At 33.7% G+C, this 26,399-nt stretch carries 18 protein-coding genes; 8 read left to right on the forward strand and 10 right to left on the reverse strand.

Annotated features, from left to right (window positions below; all coding sequences use genetic code 11):
* Positions 1 to 102 precede the first annotated feature (102 nt).
* Positions 103 to 1,698, reverse strand: a complete 1,596-nt coding sequence (locus tag HGP29_RS25660) for a sulfatase (protein WP_168885328.1) — start codon at positions 1,696 to 1,698, stop codon at positions 103 to 105.
* Positions 1,699 to 2,050: 352 nt separating this feature from the next.
* Here HGP29_RS25660 and HGP29_RS25665 point away from each other — a divergent pair, with 352 nt between their 5' ends.
* From HGP29_RS25665 to HGP29_RS25690, 6 genes are all read left to right on the forward strand, one after another.
* Positions 2,051 to 5,104, forward strand: coding sequence for a SusC/RagA family TonB-linked outer membrane protein (locus HGP29_RS25665; protein ID WP_168885329.1), 3,054 nt, complete (start codon positions 2,051 to 2,053; stop codon positions 5,102 to 5,104).
* Positions 5,105 to 5,114: 10 nt separating this feature from the next.
* Entirely contained in the window at positions 5,115 to 6,656 is a 1,542-nt protein-coding gene (locus HGP29_RS25670; protein ID WP_168885330.1) for a RagB/SusD family nutrient uptake outer membrane protein, read from the forward strand.
* A 64-nt stretch (positions 6,657 to 6,720) separates the two neighbouring features.
* Positions 6,721 to 9,117, forward strand: coding sequence for a glycosyl hydrolase (locus HGP29_RS25675; protein WP_168885331.1), 2,397 nt, complete (start codon positions 6,721 to 6,723; stop codon positions 9,115 to 9,117).
* 51 nt (positions 9,118 to 9,168) lie between these two features.
* Positions 9,169 to 11,616 (forward strand): glycoside hydrolase family 2 TIM barrel-domain containing protein, encoded by a 2,448-nt coding sequence (locus tag HGP29_RS25680; protein WP_168885332.1) that lies wholly within the window; start codon positions 9,169 to 9,171, stop codon positions 11,614 to 11,616.
* Positions 11,617 to 11,689: 73 nt separating this feature from the next.
* Positions 11,690 to 12,973, forward strand: coding sequence for a family 16 glycosylhydrolase (locus HGP29_RS25685; RefSeq protein ID WP_168885333.1), 1,284 nt, complete (start codon positions 11,690 to 11,692; stop codon positions 12,971 to 12,973).
* 4 nt (positions 12,974 to 12,977) lie between these two features.
* Entirely contained in the window at positions 12,978 to 14,522 is a 1,545-nt protein-coding gene (locus HGP29_RS25690) for a sulfatase family protein (RefSeq protein ID WP_168885334.1), read from the forward strand.
* Positions 14,523 to 14,576: 54 nt separating this feature from the next.
* Here the strand turns inward: HGP29_RS25690 and HGP29_RS25695 are convergent, their stop codons facing one another.
* From HGP29_RS25695 to HGP29_RS25720, 6 genes are all read right to left on the reverse strand, one after another.
* The gene (locus HGP29_RS25695) at positions 14,577 to 15,524 is read right to left on the reverse strand and encodes a ligand-binding sensor domain-containing protein (protein ID WP_168885335.1); all 948 of its coding nucleotides are present in this window, start codon (positions 15,522 to 15,524) and stop codon (positions 14,577 to 14,579) included.
* Between the two features lie 97 nt (positions 15,525 to 15,621).
* Positions 15,622 to 16,548: a helix-turn-helix domain-containing protein gene (locus HGP29_RS25700; protein ID WP_168885336.1), complete on the reverse strand. Its 927-nt coding sequence runs from the start codon at positions 16,546 to 16,548 to the stop codon at positions 15,622 to 15,624.
* Between the two features lie 38 nt (positions 16,549 to 16,586).
* Entirely contained in the window at positions 16,587 to 16,949 is a 363-nt protein-coding gene (locus tag HGP29_RS25705; protein WP_168885337.1) for a hypothetical protein, read from the reverse strand.
* 141 nt (positions 16,950 to 17,090) lie between these two features.
* On the reverse strand, positions 17,091 to 17,960 hold the full coding sequence (locus HGP29_RS25710) for a hypothetical protein (RefSeq protein ID WP_168885338.1): 870 nt from the start codon (positions 17,958 to 17,960) through the stop codon (positions 17,091 to 17,093).
* A gap of 186 nt (positions 17,961 to 18,146) precedes the next feature.
* On the reverse strand, positions 18,147 to 19,025 hold the full coding sequence (locus HGP29_RS25715; protein ID WP_168885339.1) for a hypothetical protein: 879 nt from the start codon (positions 19,023 to 19,025) through the stop codon (positions 18,147 to 18,149).
* A gap of 29 nt (positions 19,026 to 19,054) precedes the next feature.
* Positions 19,055 to 20,206 (reverse strand): alpha/beta hydrolase-fold protein, encoded by a 1,152-nt coding sequence (locus HGP29_RS25720; protein ID WP_168885340.1) that lies wholly within the window; start codon positions 20,204 to 20,206, stop codon positions 19,055 to 19,057.
* Positions 20,207 to 21,096: 890 nt separating this feature from the next.
* On the opposite strand from HGP29_RS25720, the gene HGP29_RS25725 reads away from it, so the two are divergent.
* Positions 21,097 to 22,245, forward strand: coding sequence for an ATP-binding protein (locus HGP29_RS25725; RefSeq protein WP_168885341.1), 1,149 nt, complete (start codon positions 21,097 to 21,099; stop codon positions 22,243 to 22,245).
* Positions 22,242 to 22,670: a response regulator gene (locus HGP29_RS25730; RefSeq protein ID WP_168885342.1), complete on the forward strand. Its 429-nt coding sequence runs from the start codon at positions 22,242 to 22,244 to the stop codon at positions 22,668 to 22,670. The genes HGP29_RS25725 and HGP29_RS25730 overlap by 4 nt, the downstream gene beginning before the upstream one ends.
* A 102-nt stretch (positions 22,671 to 22,772) precedes the next feature.
* Here the strand turns inward: HGP29_RS25730 and HGP29_RS25735 are convergent, their stop codons facing one another.
* The 3 genes from HGP29_RS25735 to HGP29_RS25745 all read right to left on the reverse strand — a co-directional run bounded on the left by HGP29_RS25735 (position 22,773) and on the right by HGP29_RS25745 (position 26,313).
* Complete coding sequence (locus HGP29_RS25735) at positions 22,773 to 23,963, reverse strand: outer membrane protein assembly factor BamB family protein (RefSeq protein WP_168885343.1); 1,191 nt, start codon at positions 23,961 to 23,963, stop codon at positions 22,773 to 22,775.
* 119 nt (positions 23,964 to 24,082) lie between these two features.
* On the reverse strand, positions 24,083 to 25,360 hold the full coding sequence (locus HGP29_RS25740) for an alpha/beta hydrolase family protein (protein ID WP_168885344.1): 1,278 nt from the start codon (positions 25,358 to 25,360) through the stop codon (positions 24,083 to 24,085).
* A 221-nt stretch (positions 25,361 to 25,581) separates the two neighbouring features.
* Positions 25,582 to 26,313, reverse strand: a complete 732-nt coding sequence (locus HGP29_RS25745) for a WD40/YVTN/BNR-like repeat-containing protein (protein WP_168885345.1) — start codon at positions 26,311 to 26,313, stop codon at positions 25,582 to 25,584.
* Positions 26,314 to 26,399: the final 86 nt, after the last annotated feature.

Below are 26,399 nucleotides of genomic sequence, written 5' to 3' on the forward strand. Positions count from 1 at the left end.
ACCCGAGTTTAATTAGCGTTAAATTTACACTAAGAAATATTTAGAAAAAAATAGACAATAGTTATAATATTTAAAACTATTGCCTATTTCTCGTTAGAAGAATTAATCAACAATCAGTTGGCTTCCCCACCAATCTGCATTGGGTTGGTACGTTTCACCTAACATATTGATACGGCTTTTCTCTAAGCTTTTCATTTTTACTGTTCCAACCTTATTCAGATATTTATCCTCTTTGTCCTTTGTCCAAAGTTTATCTTCTTCAGGATAGTTTGCCCCTAAATCATTCAGATAAGTAAATAATCCATCACTTAAGTTTTTCACAATAGAAGGATAGTCAGCGGATAAATCAGTTAATTCACCACCATCTTCCTCCAAATTGTATAACTCTTCTCTATTGTCTTCATAATAATGAATCAGTTTCCATTTTCCAGAACGAATCACTGAAGAAGGTTCACCACCCTGATTACCATAATGAGGATAATGCCATACTATAGCTCTTTCTTCTGTTTTTTTTCCCTCAAATATTGGAGCTACACTGATTCCATCTTGATGTTGTTCTGGATACAGTGGTAACCCTGCAAGGTCCAATAAGGTTGGGTAGAAATCTGTTCCTGTTACAGGAACATCACTATGTATTCCTTGATGCTTATTACCAGGAACTTTTATAATGTAAGGTGTTCTTAGTCCCCCTTCAAATTGATATCCTTTCCCACCTTTTAATGGAAGGTTTGATGTAGAGAATGAATCTCCTGCAGATACACCACCGTTATCTCCTGTAAAGACAATGATAGTATTCTCGCTTAAACCTAATTCATCTAAAGAAGATAATACTCTACCGACAGCATCATCCATTGATTCAACTAAGCCTGCATAGACTGGGTTATCTTGATATTGACGGATTGGTAAGAACTTACCCATTTTATATCCTGTTGGATCTATTTCTTTAGTTGTTGCTTTATCTCTGTATTTTTTCCATTTCTCCTCCGTTGTCTGAATAGGACCATGAACAGCATAAAATGATAGGCAAGCAAAAAACGGATTGTCCTTATTATTCTTCATAAAAGCTACCGTTTCATTGGCTAGACGCATGCTTAAGTTTTCACCTTTGGGTCCATCTTCCAATCTTGGGTTTTTATAGGGTGAAAAGTAACCTCCTTTAGGCGAACCAGCTTCAAACCCTCCAATATTGATATCAAAACCATGGTCTTCAGGTAAAGATCCCTCATCACCTATGTGCCATTTACCAGCAAAGAAAGTGGTATATCCATGTTCTTTAAAAGCTTCCGGCATGGTTACATAAGAAGTATCTAATGCATGTTGATAATAGGCAGGCAATAGTTTATTATTTCTTTTCTTCTTACGCCACTTTTCACCTTCAAGTGCACCGATCCAATCTGTTATTCCGTGCCTAGCTGGTGACTTCCCTGTCATAATACTTGCTCTTGAAGGACTACAAACTTGGCAAGAAGCATAACCTTGATCGAACTGTATACCCTTCGCCGCTAGTCCATCTATATTAGGTGTCTCATAATATTGTGACCCCGTTGTTGATAAGTCATGTGCTCCTAAATCATCTGCTATTATAAAAAGAATATTTGGTAACTTCTCGGTGGTTTTATAATGCTTACTTTTTTCGCTCTTACAGGAGAAGAGTGACAGTAAACTAAAAAAGAAAATATATCGCTTTGACCAAACCATTATTGACAAACATTATATAGTGATTAACATATTAAACGTTACAAATACACCACAAAAATAGAGTTTAATGTATATTTGTTATTGACTAATTTCATCAATTAATTGACCAAATCGGTCATTCATCTTTGACGAGAATAATCACTAACACTGTTATTTTACTTATTTCCAACTACTTAAGCAGAAAGAAATATTTTCGTCACCCATTGACGAAAATGGACAGACATAAAATTAAACAACTCATCAAATTTGTACAAACGTTACAAACACACTTTAAAATGAAATGAATCGGCAATTCTATTTCTATAGAACAAATAGAAGTTTTTTAGCCATCAATTAAAGTATTTTTTATTTTATGAAAAGTTTTTATTCACTGAAGCAAGCACAAACATTTCGCTATCTACTTGTGCTTAGTATGATCTTTCTAGGGCTAACTGTTCAGGCTCAAGACAAGACTATTTCCGGAGTTGTTAAAGACCAAAGTGGTATACCACTTCCTGGTGTTAACATTAAAATTAAATCTACCACTACTGGTACAATTACAAATTTTGATGGTGAATTCACATTAGCGGGTGTATCATCAGACAATACTATTCTATTTAGCTTTATGGGTTATGAAGCTCAAGAAGTAGTAGTTGGTACAAATCAAAATTTTGATATTGTATTAGAAGAGTCAACTGAATTACTTTCTGAGATAGTAGTTGTAGGTTATGGTACACAAAAGAAAGAAAATCTAACTGGTGCTGTAGGTGTGGTTACGCCTGATAAAGATATCGGTAACCAAGCTATCACTAACACAGAAACATTATTACAAGGTAGAATCGCTGGTGTTCAGTTAACACAGTCAGGTGGTAAGCCAGGAGCTGGAGCTGAAATTACTATTCGTGGTAATGGTACACTAAACAACTCTAGTCCCCTAGTTTTAATTGATGGTATTCCGGGTAGTATGCAAGATATCCTTCCATCAGATATTGAAAGTGTGTCTGTATTAAAGGATGCAGCATCGGCTTCAATCTATGGTACTAGAGCGGCCAATGGTGTAATCTTAGTTACAACTAAAAAGGGTGGCAAGAACGAAAAAATCAAATTATCTTATAATGGTTACGCTGGTGTTCAAAAAGCGACTGTTCTTCCAGACTTCTTAGATAGTTGGGATTACATGACATTAAAAAATGAGGCTAGTGTAAACGCAGGTAGATCTCCAATTTATACTGACGAGGAAATTGCCATTGCGAAGGCAGGAACAGATCCTTATAAATATGGAAATACTGATTGGGCAGATGAAACATTTAAGGATGGAGCATTCTTCCAAAACCACCAAGTTTCACTAACACAAAAAGTAGGTAAGACACAATATTTGGCATCACTTGGTTACTTAGATCAAAATGGTATCATGTATGGTACTTCTGCAGAGCGTTTAAACTATAGAATAAACTTAAAAAGTGAGTTAGGAAAAGGCTTTACTTTTGGTACTAACTTCTTTGGTGCAGTAAAAACAGCAGAAGAATCAGGTGATACAGACGATCAAGGTGTAATGAGGTTAATTGCTAACTCCTCTCCTTTAGTGCCTGTTTTCAATCCTGATGGTTCATGGGGATCTGCATCTGGTAATCCATATGAAATTAATACTAAGAACCCTGTATTTTATGCCACTGAAGCTTCACGTAAGACCACTAAGTCAAATAAAAATACAATCAACCCTTATTTAGAGTTTAATCCAGTACAAGGGCTTACGTTTAGAACAAACTTCAGTTATTCATATACTCAGGCGTTTAATAAGACTCATAAGTATACTTTCCAATTAACGGATAGTGATGGTAATGATTCTGATGTAGGTAGACAACAAAATTCATTACAGGATATCTCAAATACATATGAAACTGTACAATGGGAAAACACTGTTAATTATGAGAAAAAGCTGAATAGACATAGCATCAACTTACTTGCAGGTACAACTATGAATACCTACAAACACAAGTGGATGAAAGCAAAAGTTACTGACCTACCAAGTAATGACTTGACAGAAATTGGATCTGGTAGTAATCCAACTGTGGATGGTACATTCAACGAATCTAGATTAATGTCGGTATTTGGTAGAGTACAATATAGTTATGATGATCGCTACTTAATAGAGGCAAACCTTAGAACGGATGGTTCTTCAAAGTTCCCTTCTAATAATCGTTATGCTATCTTCCCAGCGTTATCTGCGGGTTGGATCTTCTCTAACGAAGCATTTTTAGAAAGCGAAAACTTTTTGTCATTTGGTAAAATTAGAGCCAACTGGGGACAGCTAGGAAATGATAAAATCGGTTACTACCCTTATTCTCAGTCTTACACTCCTACTGATGGTTATCCTTTTGATGGATCACAAATTTACAGCGGTGGTTTAGCAGTAATCGACTTAGCCAATCCAGATATTAAATGGGAAACTACTACATCTTATGGCATTGGTGCAGATTTAGGATTCTGGGATGATAAATTGACTGTAACTGCAGATTACTTTGTAAAAGATACGGATGATATCTTATTGAAATTACCAATTCCGGGTGCCACTGGTATTACTTCACCTGCTTATCAAAATGCTGGTAGAGTGAAAAACACAGGATGGGAATTAGCAGTCAATCACTACAATACTATTGGTAATACTGGTATTGAATACAATATTGGTTTCAACGTCACACATATCGATAACGAAATCATCAGTATGCAGGGAGAAACTCAATATCCAAACAACCGCCAAGTAAATATGGAAGGTTCACCAATCGGTTCATTCTATGGATATAACAACACTGGAATTTACAGAACTGAAGAAGACTTAGAAAGTTACCCATATATCGACGGACAAACACCACAATTAGGTGATTTAATCTATGAAGATATTAATGGTGACGGTGTAATTGATGACAAAGACAGAACTATTATTGGTAACCCTAACCCTGAGTACACTTATGGTATCAACTTAGGTATCGCTTACAAAGGGTTCGATTTGAAAGTCTTTTTACAAGGAGTACAAAATGTTGACATCTACTCATCGTCAACAGGTAACCATAGTGGAGCTGGAAATAACTTAATGAACTGGACAACTGATTGGATGGATCGTTGGACACCTGAAAACCCTAATGCTACAAAACCAAGATTAGGTAATGTAAATAATGAAGAAATCTCTTCATTCTGGGTAGAAGATGCTTCTTACCTAAGATTGAAAAACATTGAAGTGGGGTATACATTTAGTCAAAATGTTTGTAAGAAATTGAAAGTGCAAAACTTTAGAATTTTTGCCAATTCAACCAATCCTATCACTTGGACACAATTAGAGCATTGGGATCCTGAACGTTATGCAAGTCAATCTAGAAACGAAGCATACCCTCAGACAACAACACTAACTTTTGGTACAAACATCACATTCTAATCAACAAACCATGAAAAAAGCATTAATCACATTATTAAGCGCTGCTTCATGTATGTCATGTAGCAACTTCTTAGAGCTTAAAGATAATAATACATTAAATCAAGATTCATTCTGGAACACAGAAGAACACTTGGAATTAGCAGTCACTGCAGCCTACGAGAGCCTTACTCCCGAAGAAATGTTTGGCCGAGGCTATAGAGATTTAGATGTCATTAGTGACAATGGCTACAATGAATGGACTTGGATGCAATACTGGGATATCAGTGTAGGTCAACATAACCCTGCAGTTGAAAGAATCAACTGGGTTTGGAATGATAATTACAAAGGTATTCGAAGAGCGAATGAGATCTTAGACAATGCTCCAGGAATGAATATTGACGAAGACCTTAAAGATACTTCACTTGGAGAAGCCTATTTCCTTAGAGCATTATTTTACAATAACTTATCTATGTTATTCAAAAATGTGCCGCTGATCTTAAAGGTTGTTTCACCAGAAGAAGCAAAAATCGAGAAGTCTTCTAATGAAGAAGTCGTTAATCAAATCATTGAAGACTTATCTACTGCTATAGAACTACTACCTGATTCAGGAGAAACTCCAGGTAGAATTAATAAATATGCCGCATTAGCACTTAGAGCAAGAGTTTATCTATACAATAAACAATATGAAAATGCGGTAAAAGACTGTGAGGAAGTGATTAACTCAGGGAAATACAGTTTAGTAGATGACTATGCATTCTTATTCTCTAATGAAGGACAAAACAGTGAGGAGTCTATTTTCTCTGTACAATTTGTATCGAACATGAAGTCAGGTGAGAAGTTTAGTGGTACTTACAAAAAACAACCTCAATCTCACTTTGGTGTACTGCCAAACTTAGTATATGATTTTTATACAAAGAATGGTTTAAAACCAGAAGATGATCCAGATGCAACTCCATTCTCAGAGTGGTCAGATGAAAAAGGAATTCCATTAACAGCAGAGCAATTAGAAGAAAAAGGATTAAGCATTTTTGACTACTGGGCAGAATTTAACAATAGAGACCCTCGCTTAGATGTATCTGTTTTAAGAGGTGGAGAACCATGGGTGGATCAAGCTAAATGGGATAACGTTGTAAAAGCAACAAGATATGGTATCCAAAAATATATCCGTACTGAAGTGGGCCTTTATGAAGATGGTGATAAAAACTTCATGGTACTAAGATATGCAGATGTATTATTAATGTTTGCGGAAGCTAAAAATGAATTAAGTGGTCCTTCGGGAGATGTATTTGCTGCACTTAATCAAGTAAGAAGAAGAGTGAGTATGCCAGACTTTGATTCATCATTAGATCAAGCTGGTTTAAGAGAAGAAATCCGTCATGAAAGAAGAGTAGAACTTGCTTTTGAGGGATTAAGATACTTCGATGAATTAAGATGGGAAACAGCTAAAAATGACTTCGAAAATAAAGTGATCTTCCATGAAAGAACCTTTAACGAAGGAAAACATTATTGGTGGCCAATACCTCAAACAGAAATTGACAGGAATCCAAACCTGACTCAAAACCCTGGTTGGTAATCCATTTTTTAGATGTGAGGGGAGCCTCTCCCCTTATTTTTTCAAATGCTGAACAGAAATAATAATGAAAAATAAATATTTAAAGTTATCTCTATTAATACCATTCTTAGCCACACTATTCTTTGGTTGCGAAATGGATGATATGATCAACAATAGACCTATTCCTGGTGAAGAAGAGGAAGAAGAATATGTCTCTTATGGGAAGAAAGGTTTTGGTCAAACCACTAAAAGTCATGTTTGGAGTAATTGTGTATCTCTATCACAACCCTTCTGGCATTACTCATGGGGACCAGATTATCCACAAGGCCTTCCAGACAATGTAGAATTTGTCCCTATGCTTTGGGGACGTAATAATGTTGCTGAAAAAGTTGAGACGTTAAAGCAATTAGCTGCTGAAGGTAAGATCAAATACTTACTGGGTTTTAATGAACCAGATAAAGAAGATCAATCACATATGTCTGTAGAAGAGGCTATTGAACTTTGGCCTTTACTTGAGTCGGTGGGTGTTCCTTTAGGGTCTCCAGCTCCAGCAAGCTTAAATAGTGGTTGGTTAGATGAATTTATGACTCAAGCGAATGCTAAAGGACTAAGAGTTGACTTTATCTGTATTCACAGATATACTGATTCTATTGATCCTAATAAATGGATGGAAGCTTTTCAAGGATCTTATACAAAATGGGGGTTACCAATTTGGATTACAGAAATGGGACTTGCCGATTGGAATGCTACTACTCCTGAAAATAATAAAAGAACAAAGGAACAAGCCTACGATTTAATGGAAGCTTTACTTCCAATGATGGATGAAGCGGATTATATCCAAAGATATGCATGGTTTGATGGTGGTAGAGCGAAAAATCAAGCTGCACTTCATATTTCTGCGGTTTACGAACAAAATTCTGACGTTCTTACAGATTTAGGTATTCTTTATTCGGAACATGATCCTAACTTAAAAGCTGGTGGTGGAAATAGTGAAATTCCTGAGCCAGGTGATTACGGTTTAGTTGTTGACGGTGGCTTCGAACTAAGAAACGCTGATGGAGCTTGGAGTGGATATGACAACGGATTCACAGAAGAAACTGAAGCTAGAAAAGGTATCGTAAGTGGTAAAATCCAACCGGACAATAATGGCGATGGTGGGTCTATGTTACAAGCCATTGAAGTTGAGCCTAACACTACTTACTCTTTCTCTTACTCTACGAAATGGGCTGAGGTACCTGATGGTACAATAAAGGTCCAAGTACAAGACCGTTCAATGGATTCTAAACCTGAAGGTGGATGGCCACAATTATATATTGAACCAATTGCTGAAACAACAGAATGGACAGATGTATCGGCTTCTTTTACAACCACAGAATCTACTTCAAAAGTATATCTAGTGTTTTACAAAGGAGGTACAAACGATGAAACAAATGCAGGTTTAACAACACTATATATTGATGAAGTATCAGTATTTAAAACAGGCGATGCTGAACCTACTCCAGACCCAGAGCCAAATCCAGTTCCTGATTCAGGAATTATTGTAGATGGAGGATTTGAGCAAGTAACAGCTGGTCCATTCCCTAGTTCTTCTGCATCATCTTGGTATGGTTTCGATGGTAGCTTTGTGAATGATGTGGCTGAAGCTCATACTGGTAGTCAATATGCAGTTCTTGCTACAGATAATAATGGTGATGGTGCATTTATTAACCATGTAATCTCTACTATCAACGCGAACAAAGTATATACATTAGATATGCATTCGAAGTGGTTGCAAGTACCAACTACTGAAGGTTCTATTAGAGTATTTGATGTCACTGATGGTGGAAAAGTAACATTACTAGATGGTAAATTCTCTAAAGAAACTGCATGGACAAAAGATACATTTACTTTTGAAACTTCAGCAACGACTTCAGAAATCCGTATCACTATCATTAAACCGGGGGGAGAAAAAGACAACTCTGTTATGATCGATGATGTGCTTTTATTTGAAACTGGTGATGTTGAAGTGCCACCAGTAGAAGATGACGACTTAGTTCAAGAAGGTGGTTTTGAAGGTGTTGAACTTGGTGCTTTAAAAGCAGATTCTTCACCATGGTCAGGATATGGTTCTGGTTCTACAGATATTGTAGGTACTTCATTAACTACTCCTTATGAAGGTGACCAATGTGCTCGTCTGAAAAAAGATGAAGCATCACTTATTCAAACTATTGCAGTAGAAAGTGGTAAGACTTATGTTTTCTCTTTTTATACTAAATGGGAAGACGGTGCAGGTAGTAACTTGAAATTCACTATTAAGCCATCGAATAATGGTAGTATTAAAACTCAAGAGGTGATTACTGCTACAACAGATTGGGCTGAAACAACTTTCGAATATACTGTACCTGATGGTCACACTAGTCTTACTTGTAATATCTACAAAACGAAGAATACTAGTGGTGGTTATTTCCTAGTTGACAATGTCTCTGTAACTGAAAAAAAATAATATTCTAAAGAGGGGAAGATCAACTCTTCCCCTCCTACTTCACCGTTTAATATGAAAAGGCACTACTTAATTTATATCATTGGAATATTATTTTCCATGAATATTGGCTGTCAAAAAGTCGAAAAAATTGACAGACAATATCGAGAAACTATCCGACTAACTGACAACTGGCAATTCCAATATCAAGATACTTTATCTGATCAATGGACAAATGTAACGGTACCACATGATTGGGCCATCTCTATGGATTTTGATAAAACTATAGATATGCAAGAAGTGATGGTACTTGAAGATGGTGATCCTGTTCCAAAATTACGCACAGGTAGAACTGGAGCATTACCTCATATTGGAAAAGGTTTTTACAGAAAAGAATTAAACTTCACTAACCAAGACAAAGGAAAGAAAATATATATACAATTCGATGGAGCAATGAGCCATGCAAAAGTCTATTTAAACAAAAAGTTTGTAGGCAGTTGGCCATATGGATACACTTCTTTCGAATTCGATATCACTCCTTATATTAATTATGGAGACTATAACCTATTGGAAGTTCATTTAGAAAATAAACCACTATCATCAAGGTGGTATCCTGGTGCGGGGATTTACAGAAATGTAAGAATAGTAAAAACCAACCCTATTCATGTCAAACAATGGGGTACGTATATCACTACCCCAGTGATCAATGAAGAAGAAGGCTTAGTGAATATTGAGACAAAGATTTCTAATTCGACTGTAAAAGAGCAAAAGGTAACTTTAGTTCAGACCGTTTTATTTAATAACGAAAGAGTCGCTTCTGAAGAACAAAGCTTATATGTCCAAAAAGGAGAAAATACATCTGAAATAAAAATAGATGTCCCTTCTCCAAAATTATGGTCACCTGATACGCCGAACCTTTATAAAGTAATCACAGAAGTTGTTGTCAATAATGAGATAATTGACACTTTCCATAGTGAATTTGGGTTCAGAACTATTGAGTTTACAAATAATGATGGGTTCTTCCTTAATGGAAAAGAATTAAAATTTAAAGGTGTGTGTTTACATCATGATCTAGGTCCATTAGGTGCCGCACATAATGAATCGGCACTTAGACACAGATTATTAAAGCTAAAGGAAATGGGAGCCAATGCGATTCGTTCTACGCATAACCCCTCAGATCCAAGTTTAGTAAGACTAACAGATGAATTAGGTTTCTTATTTATCGCTGAAGCTTTTGATGAATGGGAAGTACCTAAAACTGAAAATGGCTACAATACTTTATGGAACGAATGGGCAGAAAAAGATTTGGCAGCTTTAATTCATAGAGATAGAAACCACCCTTCTTTGATCATGTGGTCTATAGGAAATGAAATTAGAGAACAGACAAAGAAAGATGGTGCAAAGAATGCTCAATTCCTAACAGACATTTGCCATAGAGAAGACCCTAGCAGACCTTCAACTGCTGGCTTTAATAATTGGAAAGGAGCTATTGCTAACGGTTTGGCAGATGCTGTGGATATTCCTGGTTGGAATTATAAGCCAAATAAATATGAAGCTATTCATAAACAACATCCTAAATGGAAGATGTATGGAAGCGAAACAGCATCAACTGTAAGTTCTAGAGGAGAATACTTCTTCCCTGCCAAAGAAGGAAAGCATAAAATTCGACCGAGTTTACACTCTAATTCATTTGATATGGATTTCCCAAACTGGGCGCAAACTCCTGATAGAGAATTTAAGGCACAAGACAAACATAAGTTTATCATGGGAGAATTTGTTTGGACAGGTTACGATTATTTAGGTGAACCAACACCTTACAACGAAGAATGGCCAACCAAGAGCTCTTATTTTGGAATTATTGATTTAGCAGGGATTCCAAAAGATCGTTTTTACCTATATAAAAGTAAATGGTCTAATGAAAAGGTGTTACATGTCTTACCGCATTGGAACTGGAAAGAAGGACAAACAGTTAGTGTACACGCTTACACTAATTACAACAAAGCTGAATTGTTTATTAATGGAAAAAGTATGGGTATTAAAACCAAAAATAACAATTCACTATACGATACTTATCGATTAAGATGGGATAATATCACTTACCATTCGGGTGAGATGAAAGTAGTTGCATTAAATGACCAAAATGAGGCTATTGAAGAAGTCGTTAAACAAACCGCAGGAATACCATATCAACTAAAAATTGAGGTTGATCGATCTGAAGTGCAAGCCAACGGTGAAGAAGTCATTTATGCAAGTGTATCTATACTCGATAAGAATAGACAACTTTGTCCAAAAGCTGATCAGTTAGTCACATTTAATGTAGAAGGACAAGGAACTTTAAGAGCAGTAGGCAATGGTGATCCAACTTCTTTGGAATCTTTTGTAGCGCCAAAAAGAAAAGCTTTCAATGGCATGTGTATGGCAATTTTACAATCAACAAAAGAAGAAGGAAAAATCACAATGACAGCTTCTTCTCAAGGATTAGCTCCTGCCACAATTACTATCCATACCCAACAGACATTATAATATTTTTATAAAATAAATAGATCAGGGAGGATACAATGTGTTCTCCCTATTTTTCCACTTCAATTTTTAAATCATGATCAATAAACTACTCAATTTCACATTATTACTATCTATTCTTGGTTGCACATCTGTAAAAGATACTTTGAGTATCCAAGAACAAAACGAAATTCACCAACCTTATATCCACTCCTCCAATAATAGGGTATTCGATCAAAGTGAAGGATGGATTCCTGTATGGTCGGATGAATTTGACGGGACCAATCTGGATGAAACAAAATGGACGAAAACTGTAAGTTCTAAATCTAGAGCACCCCGACCTGAATTAGGGATAAGTTCTTGGTTCTGGGTCCAAGACCATGTTTGGTTAGACGGTAATGGACATTTAGTGCTAAAGAGTTCCAAGGTATCCGATAACAAGATGTTTTGTGGCAGCGTTGATTCTAGAGGAAAATACCAACCAAAATATGGTTATATGGAAGCTAGAATTAAAATCGCTGATACCAGTAAAGGAAACCACACTGCTTTTTGGTTACAAGGAGAAAATCAAGGGAATGTTGATGGTACTGGAAATGATGGAGCAGAAATAGATATTTTTGAATCTGCCTGGCTGTCTGAAACTACCAAGTCCGTTATCCATATTGATGGATATGCCGAAGATCATAAAGCAAATACAAAGAAATATGATACTCCTAACATTCATGAAGGTTTTCATATCTATGGTCTTTTATGGGAAGACGATAAATTGGAAATCTATTATGATGGGGAACTTAAAGTTACCTATAGTGGAATTTGGGTACCTCAAGTTGAAGAATGGTTATGGTTATCTGTAGGTGCAAGCTTTGGTGATGGAGACTTTATATCTCAACCCATCGGTGATCTATCTACTGCAGAAGTAGATTATGTAAGGGTTTGGCAGAAAGATCCTTTATATGAAGCTCCAAATACCACTGATGTTATTCGATTAAGAAATAAAGCAAGTAATTACTATTTCAGAGTAGTAGGAGAAGGTGATAATGTAGAAGTACAGCAAACTGATAATTCAAGACAAGGTGACTGGACGTATTGGAAGTTAGTAACCAATAATAGTTACTATCATATCAAAGCAGAGGGTACTTCAAAATATATAAGAGCCATTGAAAACACTAACGGGGCAGTTTTATATACCAAACCACTTGATAATGTAGGTAGTTGGACACAATGGGAATTTATTTATCAGGAAGATGGGTATTTTCTAATTAAAAATAAGGAAACAAAAAAATATTTAAAGGCGAGTTCAAATCAAAGTGATACTCCCATTATACTAAGCAATACAACAGACGATTCCGCTTTGTGGAAAATTGAAAAATTAAACGAATAAAAGAATGAAGAAAATACTAACATGTTTGGCAATTGCCGGTTTAATTAGTTGCAACAAGCAAACAAAGGTCGATCAGAATACAATAGAAAAGCCTAATATTGTCATCTTTTATGTGGATGACTTAGGATATGGAGATATCGGTGTTAATGGTTTACAAGGGGCTGCAACTCCTGAAATCGATAAGCTAGCAGAAGGTGGTATATTATTTACTGACGTTCATTCGCCTCATGCTACATGTACTCCTTCAAGATATTCTATGCTAACTGGGGAATATGCTTTCAGAAAAAATGCTCAAATTCTTCCTGGCGACGCTCCCCTATTGATCAACCCGAATAAGAAGACATTGCCAGACATGTTAAAAGAGCAAGGATATGCTACAGCAGTAGTCGGTAAATGGCATCTAGGATTAGGTAATGGAAATGTTGACTGGAATCAGGCAGTAAAACCAGGGCCTTTAGAAATAGGGTTTGATTACTCTTTTCTACTTCCTTCAACAGGCGATAGAGTTCCTTCGGTTTACTTGGAAAACCATCATGTGGTTAACTTGGATAAAAATGATCCAATTACGGTAAGTTACAAGAAGAATATCTCAGACCGACCCACTGGAAATGATCACCCAGAGTTATTACGACAAGGGGCTGATCAACAACATGGAAATACTATCATCAATGGTATTTCTCGCATTGGTTATATGAAAGGTGGAGAAAGAGCTTTATGGACGGATGAAGACTTCCCTGAGATGTTAGCAGGTAAAGCCTCGGATTTTATCACAAAACATAAAGATGAACCTTTCTTCCTCTATTTTGCATTTCATGATATCCATGTACCAAGATTACCTTCAGATCGATTTAAAGGTAAATCTGAAATGGGTTTTAGAGGTGATGTCATATTACAAATGGACTATACCACTGGACTTGTCATGAAAACCTTAAAAGATTTGGGTATCGATAAAAATACATTAGTGATCTTCACATCTGATAATGGCGCTGTTTTAACCGATGGTTACGATGACCAAGCGATCGAACTCCTAGGAGATCATCAACCTAACGGTCCATTTAGTGGCGGTAAATACTCTTCTTATGAGGGCGGAACGAGAGTGCCAATGATTGCTTACTGGCCAAATAAAATTGAAGCTGGACAAGTAAATAATGCCACTTTTTCTCATATAGATTTTTATGCTTCTTTTGCCGATTTATTGGGTGTAGAGTTACCAAAAAATGTTGCCGTGGATTCAAAGAACATGTTACGACCACTTTTGGGTGAAACAGATAAAGGCAGAGATTTTATGGTGGAAGAAGGTTTCAGTTTAGCTATTCGTAACGGTCAATGGAAATATATACAACCCATTCCTAAGGATAGAAGAATTCCAAATTTTATGGAGAAGACTAAAAAAATAGAAGGAGGATTATCTAGAAAACCTCAGCTTTTCAATTTAGATAACGATTTGCAGGAGAGAATAAATATAGCTTCTCAACATCCTGAAATTGTTGAATTATTACAACATAAATTGGATTCTATTACTTCTTCATCAACTACTTTATCAAAATAACTTTAAGGATACAAAAAGTTGGTAGGCGTTATCGTTTACCAACTTTTTTATTAATTATTGTCGACTTAAATAAGCCATCTTGTTATCCTTAAACCTATAAATACCATTTAATGAGCCTATCAGAAGATTTCCATTTTTATCTTGATTGATAGTAAAACACATCACTTTTAAATCAAAAACCTCTCTTGGTTGGTAGTTATTTAATAATCTGGAATTCTTAGAAAGATAACTTAGTTTTCCACTTGATGTAACTGTCCATATACTTCCTTCATTGTCTTCATAAATACAATTGATAAAGTCATTCGCTACCTTTTCAATACTATTATTTCTTGATAGAAAGAGTCCATCTTTACCACCAATCCAAATATCTCCCTCCGATGTTTCAATGATACTCCAAACATTTTCTATAGCCTCTCCATTATGCTGGGTAACTTCGATAAATGATTTCCGGTCAGTGTTATATATAGCAGTTTTTCCTCTTGACCCGATCCAAATATCTCCATTTTTATCTTCCAATAAAGTGTTCACATCATCATTAGGAAGTCCATCCTTTGTCGTTAAAGTAGTAATGGTTTGACCCTTAAAAATACTGATTCCATTATTCGTCGCTACCCAAATATCACCATGCTTATCTTCCAATAGATCTATCACTCTATCACCAGACAGTCCATCTTTTTGTTGGTATTGAGAGGTTCCGCCTTTATATATTTTGAACACACCAAAATGAGTGCTTCCTATCCATAAATTATCTCCCTTATCTATTATCGAATCAAAAGCATCAAGGCTATCAATATTGGTAGGGATAGTTATTTCTTTAAATGTTTCCCCATCAAAAATAAGAAGGTCTGAAAAAGCAGTAATTAGTAAATTCCCCTCCTTGTTCTTTCTGATCTTTCTAGTAATTCTTATTGGGGCGAAAGTTGTTTTAATCGTATCAATTTTGTGTCTACTTATGTTAGGTATATGGTTTTGACTTTTCTCTTTGTTTGTACTTTCCTGCATTTTCTTTGAGCAAGACGTCAGAGGAAAGTTTAGGACACAAAATACTATTGGTACATATAACAACTTCACTGGCAAATAAGAATATAATCGATAACAATTAATTTAATGTAGACTGAGCTATATATGCTTTTGGACTTAAGCCCGTTTTCTTTTTGAACAAACGAGAAAAATATTGAGGATATTCAAAACCAAGTTTATAGGCTGTCTCAGAGATACTAATATTTGGAGACAATAATAAGTTTTTCGCTTCCTCAATAATATAAAGGTTTATCTGATCTACGGCTGTTTTTCCAGTTTCCGTCTTAATCGCATCACTCATGTACCTATGACTTACTCCCATCTGTTTTGCCAACCAATGAACTGTTGGTATCCCATTTTCTTCGAACTGATTCGTTTCAAAATATACATTGAGAACAGCTTTAAACTGAGAGAATATATGGTTGTTGTTGTCTTTTCTGTTTAAGAACTGACGTTTGTAGAATCGGTTCGCATATCTTAATAATGTTTCCAACTGAGAAAGTATAATTTCCTTACTAAACTCATCTTGGTTATTTTGATATTCTAATTCAATATTCCTAAATAACGTTTTTAATAATGCTTCTTCCTTCGGTGATAAATGTAAGGCCTCATTGACTTTATATTCAAAGAAAGAGTATTCTTTAATCTGATTATAGAGTGCAGTTCCTCTAATAAAATCTTTGTGAAAAGAGATATGATAAGCTTCAGCACTAAAAACTAGATTCTTAAAAACGAGTGTCTGTTTAGGTGCCGTAAATAATAATGTTCCATTGGTACAATCGTATTTAGTTCGACCGTATACCAACTCACCTGAAATGATATTTTTTAGACTGATATTGTAGAAGTCACAAGTTAAACTCACTTCTACGTCTTCTTTATCTTCACAGCTTTCTTTCTGATTCTGTTCCGTATTAGTATGTGATGCACTAAATAAAGGATTTTCTGGTTCGGGTAATCCTCCATATTCATGCAAATCAGCTATTGTATTAAAATTTAAAGTTTTCATCGGATACAATTTTATAACATTCTATTGGATAGAAGGATCTATATCTGTGGAATTAATTCTAATGTAGAAGCTTCATGCTTTTTTCTACTATACGTTAACCTCATTAACCAATACATGATATTCATTTTCTTAAAATAAGCCTTATTCACCAATTTATTGACTTCTTCTAAATTTTCAGGAACTACACCCTTAATAAGCACCTCTGTATCACCAACCTTCATTGCACCATCAGGATGATCAAGAAACGCATCTCTCCAACTTCTTTTTCCAAATTTATACTGTCGAACAAAGAACCTTCCTTCAGCTTCAACGATCGTAATATCTACAAATCTATGTTCTCCACAACGTATTTGATGTACCCAACTTGAATTTACCTTATTTGCTATATCTTGAATTGTCATTTCTTTATTTTATTGATTTAATAATCTATTAACGAATACAAAGTACGTCAATACACAAAGAAATGGACTTAAACATTTTTGCAGAAGAAGTATACATTTTCGTTTCTGAAAGTATAAAGCGATATAATTCTGTTGGTCATGCTATTTGATTTCTGGAAAAATCAATTCTTCTCTTTCTAATGAGAAATTCATATGATCATACACTTTTCCTTGATTTTTATTAAATACAATGTGCTCACCGAATTGATCATTGCCCAACCAAGAAATAAAATATACACCATTATTTATCTTCGTTACATTGGTTTGGTATTCTTTCGGGTTCTCGCCATTTATACTAACTTTTGTGATATCCCCTGCCACTTGAATAACGACTTCTCCTTTTTCACTCTGATACATTATAGGCTCTTCTGCTAATTCCTTTCTAGCAGTAAAATGTTCTTCTATCAATGGTTTTTTCGTTTCAAAAATGGGTGGTAAATCAAACTTCTTAGTATTCAGGTATAATGTAAAAACCATCTCAATCATTGAAATAGGTTCTCCCTCTGGATATGTACAAGAAGTAGAAGAACCACATTTCACATTACCATGGATCATCTCAAAGTCTGCCGGACTATTTTCATCAGCATTTCCAGAACGAAGATGGGCATACACCTTTTTTGTATTAAAATTTACCACGACATTATCTCCACCGTTCTCACCAAATACCCATGAAAGAAAATAAATCCCTTCTGAAACTTTAGTAATCTTTGGTGTCACTTTTGAAACAATCCCATCAAAATAGCCTCCATAACCTTTCCACTTAATGGAATTATTATAGATGGCCAATCGAAAACTACCAAAATCAACATACTCGTAATCAATAAATTTACCCTCTAAATCTCGATACCCAGTGCCTGTAGTATTCTCTTGTGCGACATGGTCTATAATTTGGTCTTTACTCCAATTTTCTTCAGAATTTCCACAGGATATCAATAAGACAGCGATGAAAATGAAAATAGAATAAGCTTTCATTACGGGTTTATTTTAGGTGAATTAAATAATTTAATAATGTTACTAAGGTTTATCTAAATGAACAAGGTATACAACAATATCTTGTCATTGAAAGGGACACTTAATCCTTCTATTGGTTATCTGATTCTTCCTGTTTTTTTTAAATATTGAATGTCTCTTCTCAACCTTTATATTCCTATTATAGGATCAATAAGATTGACGTTGAATAGAAGTTTCCTTTATCCAATCCATAAGTTTTAGAGGATCAACAATACTCCAAGAATGAGGATGTCTTGAACCATTTTGTCTATAACCTTTATCTGTTGTGATAGAAATAGATACTTTAGTAGCAGGATTATCATTTAAAACATGATAAAATGATTCCAATATATACTGATTTGTTTCGTCTTCATTATTACATCTGTTTTCTTTCCACCATAAAGGATCTTTTTCAGTTATAATATAAATTGGAATATTGGTTACCAAATCATCTAACTTAGAATAGTCCTTACTCTTACTATCATATAAAGAATTAATGGAGTAAACGGTTTTCTCTTCTATCTTACTTTCAAGAATTGAATTAATATAACGCGACTCTTGTACTGATACTTTTGAACAATTACGTTCAATATTTTTTAAGTTAGTAGAGTATAAGTGTTGTAAATCAATTGGTGAGTCGACCACAAATACTCCTTTAAGATTAGAAACTTTATTTTCAACGAAATATTCTCCTAGAGATAAGCTAATAGTACCTCCACTAGAAAAGCCACCTAAATAGATATTTGCATCTTTGAATTGTTTAGAATGTAACTCAAGGATGGTATGCATCAATTCCTCTTTTTCATTTTTTGTTAAAAATAATCGTCGATTAAAGTTAAGATATACTACAGTAAGGTTGCTTGAAGTATGATCTGGTATTGTAAATTCTTGTTTCGTTTTTTCAGCATTCGATCCAAACCCTGGAAAAATAAAAAGTAAGTCATCTGTTTTCTTTGCTTCGGAAATGACATAAGAATATTCCTGGCCAAAAAGCACAAAAGGAAATCCAACAAATAACAGCAATAAGAACTTGAATTTTCTGAGCATTGAAATGATGTAGTAAAAATTATAATCTATTAATCGTAGAAGCTTAATACTTTTAGGTTGAAAGTAGATTGTGTCTCTGGCTTAATAATAATATTACCAAAAGAACCTTCTACTTCCGCTTCTGTATCCCAGTTTCCTTTGGTTAATTTAAACTGTGTTGGACTTTTGAGTTTTAATGTAATTGTTCTTTCGTAATCAGATAATTTTTTCATCTTAATTTTCTTAGGATTCCAATTCGCTAACTTATCCTGATTACCAGTAATGTAAAGCACATCTTTTTTATTTGGTACTGATACATTAATTGTTACTTCATACTCTTCTTGAGATAAGATGCTTTCTTGTAGAGGAAGTGTCTTATCAATATATATAGGGAGTGCTTTATTTAAACTAACAGGAAATGTAGTCCAATGATTATACTCCTCGAAGTTTCCCTTCTCAAAAATTAGATTGTCGTTGTCTTTACTTTGTAAAAATGAATATACTTTCTCTCTTGATGGTTTCCATTCTTTCCAATATCCATTGCCTTCGTCTGCATGGCTTATATATACTAATGTTGGTTTGGTGAATTTTGAGTAATCAAATTGCAATATTTCTTCTGCCACTCGCTCATTATCATAAGCAAAGTTGGGGGATATTGCTATATAATTATCAAATATGGTAGGTGTCTTTACCATTGAAGAAAGTATAAATGAAGCACTTAAAGAATGTCCTATTCCTACACTGTTTAAAGTCCTATAGTTGGCTTCAACATATGGGATTACTTCATCTTTTACATACTCATAGAAATTGTCGGCATTGCCCGAATACTTCCCATATCTTTTTTGGGCAGCTTCAGAATTAAGAACGGGTAGTAAATCATTATTTCTAGAATAATCAGTCTCTTTAATATAAGGAGATGTAATCCCAACTACGATAAAGTTTTTAGAATTTTCAGATATAAAAGACAGTATTGAAGTGGTATAATCAAATAATTCTCTATGATGAGCATCGAATACATAGATCACATTAAAATATTCATGCATTCTCCAATCATAATCTAAAGGAGTATATATTAATATTTCCCTTTCCTGATCTAAGGCTTTTGATTGAATTTTGATGTTTTCTACTCTAGCTATATTCTGTGCATGTAACGTCAAAGAGCATACGGTAAACAATAGTATTGAAGTAAGTTTAGAAATCATGGTTCTATTAAAATAGGTTAGTTATACTTTAGTAATTTTTTTGGGAAAGTCTTCAACTATGAAATCAACTATGAAATAAAAATAGTTTTACAATTAATAATACTACAGACCAAAATAGGATACTAAGTATTAAATAACTCCAACCTTGTTTGTTAAGGCTATTTCGGTCTTCTTGTTTAAAAATCGAGGAATTATGTAGGTAGAAAATTGAAAAAGGCCCTAGAAGAAATATCATCCATTTTTCAGTTAAAGAAACCGAGACATTCCTTCTTACCTTGTCTTGTTCTCTTCTTCTTGATAGACTTTTATTTTGTCTTTGTTTTTTTAGTTGATTTTGGTATTCATTTTCCATTCGAATAACGGTTCATTAGTTTATTAATCAATTATAATATGATACAGCATTTAATTTATAACATAGTTGCTTTTAGCGTATTCTGTATATATTCATGAAGTTAACAAAAAAAAATGAAGCAATTCAAAAGAAAAAAATAATAACATAGAGACAATAGAACCAATTCAATAAGAATTGAACTATTTCATGATAAGTTTGATGATTATTAGATCTATGTACTATCAAAATCTAATCACTATTATACTAAAACTAGCTAAGTTCAATAAAAAGTAAATATAGTACAATCCGTTAGCCTCTTTTTAAAAATCACATAGATTGACCAAAATGTCTAAATTCATCAATATCAGTTGTTCAATTGTCGCTTAGAGCAATTCATATTGTTTTTAATTTTAACATATGTTCACTATATTATACTTGAGTAAAGTATTTATTAAAATTAATAAGCACATATTACCCAGTCTAAATTGCATCATACAACCATTATTGTTTGTATTTAAGTTCTAGATTATTGGAACAGATTACCATTTAATTTTACCTTATGACTTCTGTTAACACCGAAGGATTTAAAGCAGAATCCTACTATCAAATGTTGGAAGAGAAAGACAAAATCCTATCGTTAATTTATGATACGGTAGGCGATGTTATCTTTGCCCTAAACGTAAACTCCACTGGAGAATACATCTTCAGTTCAGTAAACCAAAGTTTTTTAAACGCTACAGGATTAAATCGGGATCAAGTAATTGGAAAAAATGTAAAGGAAGTAATTCCTGAACCCTCCTTGTCTTTAGTATTAGGCCACTATGAAACGGCTATTCGTACCAAGTCTAGTGTAAGTTGGGAGGAGATTACACCTTATCCTACAGGGAGAAAAATAGGTGAAGTGAGAATTGCTCCAATTTTTGATCAGAATGATCGTTGTAAAATGCTTATTGGTAGTGTGCATGATATTACCGAAAGCAGAAATTACGCAAAGAAACTTGAAGACTCCATGGAAAAAGTAGCTCAAAAGAATTATGAGCTAGAACAAATGGGTTATGTCACATCACATGATTTAAGAGAACCATTAAATACTATTCAAAGTTTTTCTATGTTATTGAAAGAAGAACTTTCTGAACTTGATAACATAGGCAATTCTGAGAAATACCTGGAATTTATAAATTCAGCTACGGGAAGAATGCAAGTTCTATTGAAGGGTATGTTGGATTATAATGTAATTGGAAAACAACTTCAATTAAAAAGGTCTGATCTAAACGCCGTTGTAGATGTCGTATTGGCTGATTTAGCTGGATCAATCATGAAAGTGGAAGCCGAGGTGATTGTCCCTGAACTACCTACATTAAATGTTTATGAGACTGAACTTAGATTATTATTCCAAAACTTAATCAGTAATTCAATAAAATACAGACAACCTGATGTACCAATAAAAATTGAAATTACCTCAGAACAACTAGATGAAAAATGGAAAATTGAGGTAATCGATAACGGTATAGGTATTGAAGAAGAATATTTTGAAAGAGTATTCCATGTTTTCCAAAGACTACATAAAAAAAATGAATTTGAAGGAGCCGGTATAGGCCTATCTATTTGTAAAAAAGTAATTGATTTACATGATGGGCAAATATGGGTTGAAAAGAACCAGCCACAAGGAAGTAAGTTTTGTTTTACAATAAGTAATGAATTAGTATGAGTGAAGTGTTAGATTGTATAATGTGTATTGATGATGATGAGGCTACTAATTTTTATAATGAATCAATTATTATGAAAATGGATGTCATCAAAAACCATTTGATATATGAAGATGCAGAAAAGGCTCTAGAATATCTATCACACCCTGTTGATTCTATTAAGGTACCTGATTTAATATTACTTGATATTAATATGCCTAGAGTTAACGGATGGGATTTCTTGGATCGATATATTATAAATGGTTTTGATAAGAAGTTTGACCAAACAAAAATAATAGTACTCACCACCTCTTCTAACCCTTCAGATATCCTTCGGGCTGACTCCTATTTTTGTGTGACCGGTCTTGAAAATAAGATTTTAAATGCCACCAAAATTAAAAATATTCTAACCAATCATTTCGGAATATCTTTCGAAAATGTTCATTAAATCAGAACTTTTATTGTTCCATATATTAGTTTTTCGTTTTCAATAAAATGCTAAACGGAAACATGAGTTGACTTTTCATGTTTCCTGTTTAGCATTATTTTTTTATTCTAACTCTTTTAACTTATACGCATATATATACCCATTTGAGTCACCAAAATAGATAACCTGATTGTCTACTATAGGTGTAGAAAGTATAGCACCTAAGCTTAGGATTTTCTCTTCTGCTTCTTTATAGTTATCGTCATATAAGTTAAACCCATCGACAAACTCATCTTTTTTGTTATACACATTAAAGTAATTATTTTCACTACCATGCGTTTGAAAGACTTGACTTAATTCTTCGTCACCAATATTAAACTTATAGAGCTTTCCATTAAAACAACCAAAATAAATATCGCCATCATAGAAAATGGCCTTACCATATACTCTCATGTTTAATGGTAAAGAATATTTATCATAACCATTTGATGCATTTAGTCCACAGAAACGATGAGAATCTGAAGTTCCGAAGTAAACAATATCATCTACAATCAGAGGTTCTGCAACTACCCAACTGCCCTTCTCTTTTCTATTCCACATTCCCCTGCCAGTTTCGATATTTAGAGAATAGATATTATAATCCCTACTACCAAAAATGATTGAGTTCTTATAAATTGTTGCTCCTTTCTGAATTTCACCGTTTGGAAAATATTCATCACCAATGGTTTTAAACTTCCAGATCAGTTCCCCATTCTCTACATTTAGGGCATAAAAGAACCCGTCAAAGCTTCCTATAAATACTTTGTGCTGATAGACTAGAGGATTCGCATGAATAATTCCTCCCGTTTTATGCTTCCAAATTAATTCCCCATTGTTAGGGTTTAAGGTATAAAGATGACCATCTCCACTTCCGATAAATAGTTTATCCTCTGATAGAGTTGGAGAAGAAAGGTAATAATCCCATATGTCTTTTCTTTTTTCCCCTTCAGTAGCAAATCGCCAAATCAGTTGTCCTGTTTTTTTATTGACAGAATAAATGAACCCATCAGTACTGTTGAAAATTACGGACTCCTTATAAACTAAAGGTTGAGATTTCAGTTCTCCTTTAGTTCGGTATTTCCAAAGCAATTGACCATTAGATTTATCTAATGCATAAAAGCTAGAATCATTACTCCCAATAAATAGAACGTTGTTATCAATTACAGGTGATGAATATACTCCCTGACTGAGTTTATACTCCCATACTAAAGAAGTTTGCCCATATAATACTGAAGAGTAGATAGTGATGATTAAAATTGAAAAAAGACTTTTCATTTAATGATAGTTGAATTTATATATTAAACATGAAACATTCCATTGACATATTGTAGTAGTAGATTTTATAGCCAAGAAATGTTTATTTCAATGTAAATATATCAATTCTCGAATAATAACTAATTTAGTTTTTGGTCTGCCAAAACATATTTATCAAAATCTTCAACCATACTTAATAGGTATAAAAATACCAATGAATAATGATCATATCCTTCATACTTTTTAAGATAAGTTTCCCCACCATTTTCTCTTAACGTATTAACAGCAACTTCAACATTATCTGGATAATAAACTATCCTATCTTTTGTTCCATGATGGAAATATATTGGTGCTTTTGGAGTCCAACCATCATGTAAACTATTTTCTTCAAATTTCTTAAAAAGGGATTTTCTATTTTTTCCTCTTACAAATCTGAAATTTTTTGAAGGTCTGTTACTTGGTCTTTTATTTAGAACATCATATTGATCATTGACAGTATACTTAAATATCTTATCATTTGGTATTGGGGAATCATCTGCATATTGATTCATTGAATATAATGTCCATATTATTACATTTAAACTACCTCCCCAATCCTTTCTCACATAAGGGAGCAATTTGATAAACTTTTTAGAATAATATGAAATATTGTAAAAACCTGCTAATGGAGCATTAGCGGTTACTTTAATATCATCAATATAGTCTTTCTCTATTAACTTTTGAGTTGCAACAGCTGCTGCTCCACCCTCTGACCATCCAGATAAAAACAATTGATCGTTAAGTTCAACATTTAATTCTAAACAAAGTTGTCGTGTGGCTAATATCATATCAACAGATTGTTCTGCTAATCTATTGTTAACGGAGTATGTATGTTCGTATCCAGATGTTACACCATAACCGATATAATCTGGCATACTAACGACGTACCCGTAACTTCCTAAATAGTTACCAAAAAGCCTTGCACCGTACTGTGCTTTATATTCAGTAACCATCTTTCCATCATATAATGAAGGGGCATCCAAGCTTCCTCCACCTTTTCCTTTAGGATAAGGAAATATTGTTCCATGATGAAATTGTAAATGCCTTAATGCTCCTCTTAATTTTGGTATTATAACTAATCCAGAAAGTTCAATAATCTTACCTTTAAAGGTAGAGTTGTAGACTATTTTATATAAATCAATATCATATTTTGGTAAGTGAGTAATATCTCCTTCTCGCTCTTCTAACTCAGGGAAATGTTCATTTATTTCATTTGCTTTTAACTCGTTGATCCATTTATAAGAAATTAAATCCCCTCTATTTATTTTGTTTGATTTAGATTGAACTTCTTGTGATAAAACAGAAGAGTTAAGTCCAACAAATAGAAAAAAGAAAACAAGTAAAACTTTATTAGTTGAGTTTGGGAATAGTATTAACATTATTAAGTTTATCTATGATGAAAAATATTATTGTCAGTTTTATTTTCAACAATATTAGAACTTAGTAATATTGAAAACCAATTATTTATAAATTACTTTTTATGAAATCAGAAAGATATTTTATTAAAAATAAAGAAGATAGTTGTCTTAATACCTTTACAATAGATAGAGAGTAAAATAACCTAAACAGATTTTTTGAATTATATACTTATCTACAATAACTATAGTTCTTTTTTATAATAATAAATTAATCCAGGTTGTGTTTGATAAGGTCCTTGATAATTTATTTCAACTATATATTTGTCGGATTTAGCTGATACGTAAAGATGATTATCTTTATCAAAATATAGATTATTTAAGCCATATTTTACAGGAAGGTCTACTAATTCCCAATGTAATCCAATATGCTTTTCAATATCAGAATAATTGATTTCGTAGGTGTTTGCAGAAATCCAATTTAGATCGTGATTTAATCTATAAACTGTTCCATTTTTTGAAGTTGCAATGCCAATTGGACTTTCTAATTCAAAATAATTACTTGTCTCATCTTTCTCCCATGTTTTTCCAAAATCTGTAGTAAAGTAATAACCATTTTTTGAAAATTGTTGATTTCTTATTGATGGTGGTCCAAGATAATCTTTTATAGTTGTCAGCTGCATTGCAAAAATAGTATCATTTCTATCTACTAAATCATAAATAGGACCTTGAAAATTCTTTGATAAAATCCAAGTATTACCACTGTCTGTCGAATAATATGCATTTGTCCAAGTAGTTACTAATAAAGTATCTGAAAGACTACCAGCGATACCAAATGCCTCTCTCCCATCTGGAATAGGAATTTCAATCCAATTCTCAAATTCTCTTTGCTTTAAATCAGAACCACTTGGATTAATTTGATTACATGAAAAAAATAATAATAGAAAGAGCAATAAAATTGGAGAAATAGTTTTCATTTTTAATTAAGTTCTTGGTTTTGAGTCTAGTTAAATAATAACGGTAAATATATATTCCTAATTAATAAGATCAATACTTTTCGAAA

This window comes from Flammeovirga agarivorans, assembly GCF_012641475.1.
Classification (GTDB): Bacteria; Bacteroidota; Bacteroidia; order Cytophagales; family Flammeovirgaceae; genus Flammeovirga; species Flammeovirga agarivorans.

Coding starts and splice junctions, on each gene's coding strand:
- HGP29_RS25660 (WP_168885328.1), bottom strand. CDS start 1,698: ATGGTTTGGTCAAAGCGATATATTTTCTTTTTTAGTTTACTGTCACTC.
- HGP29_RS25665 (WP_168885329.1), top strand. CDS start 2,051: ATGAAAAGTTTTTATTCACTGAAGCAAGCACAAACATTTCGCTATCTA.
- HGP29_RS25670 (WP_168885330.1), top strand. CDS start 5,115: ATGAAAAAAGCATTAATCACATTATTAAGCGCTGCTTCATGTATGTCA.
- HGP29_RS25675 (WP_168885331.1), top strand. CDS start 6,721: ATGAAAAATAAATATTTAAAGTTATCTCTATTAATACCATTCTTAGCC.
- HGP29_RS25680 (WP_168885332.1), top strand. CDS start 9,169: ATGAAAAGGCACTACTTAATTTATATCATTGGAATATTATTTTCCATG.
- HGP29_RS25685 (WP_168885333.1), top strand. CDS start 11,690: ATGATCAATAAACTACTCAATTTCACATTATTACTATCTATTCTTGGT.
- HGP29_RS25690 (WP_168885334.1), top strand. CDS start 12,978: ATGAAGAAAATACTAACATGTTTGGCAATTGCCGGTTTAATTAGTTGC.
- HGP29_RS25695 (WP_168885335.1), bottom strand. CDS start 15,524: ATGCAGGAAAGTACAAACAAAGAGAAAAGTCAAAACCATATACCTAAC.
- HGP29_RS25700 (WP_168885336.1), bottom strand. CDS start 16,548: ATGAAAACTTTAAATTTTAATACAATAGCTGATTTGCATGAATATGGA.
- HGP29_RS25705 (WP_168885337.1), bottom strand. CDS start 16,949: ATGACAATTCAAGATATAGCAAATAAGGTAAATTCAAGTTGGGTACAT.
- HGP29_RS25710 (WP_168885338.1), bottom strand. CDS start 17,960: ATGAAAGCTTATTCTATTTTCATTTTCATCGCTGTCTTATTGATATCC.
- HGP29_RS25715 (WP_168885339.1), bottom strand. CDS start 19,025: ATGCTCAGAAAATTCAAGTTCTTATTGCTGTTATTTGTTGGATTTCCT.
- HGP29_RS25720 (WP_168885340.1), bottom strand. CDS start 20,206: ATGATTTCTAAACTTACTTCAATACTATTGTTTACCGTATGCTCTTTG.
- HGP29_RS25725 (WP_168885341.1), top strand. CDS start 21,097: ATGACTTCTGTTAACACCGAAGGATTTAAAGCAGAATCCTACTATCAA.
- HGP29_RS25730 (WP_168885342.1), top strand. CDS start 22,242: ATGAGTGAAGTGTTAGATTGTATAATGTGTATTGATGATGATGAGGCT.
- HGP29_RS25735 (WP_168885343.1), bottom strand. CDS start 23,963: ATGAAAAGTCTTTTTTCAATTTTAATCATCACTATCTACTCTTCAGTA.
- HGP29_RS25740 (WP_168885344.1), bottom strand. CDS start 25,360: ATGTTAATACTATTCCCAAACTCAACTAATAAAGTTTTACTTGTTTTC.
- HGP29_RS25745 (WP_168885345.1), bottom strand. CDS start 26,313: ATGAAAACTATTTCTCCAATTTTATTGCTCTTTCTATTATTATTTTTT.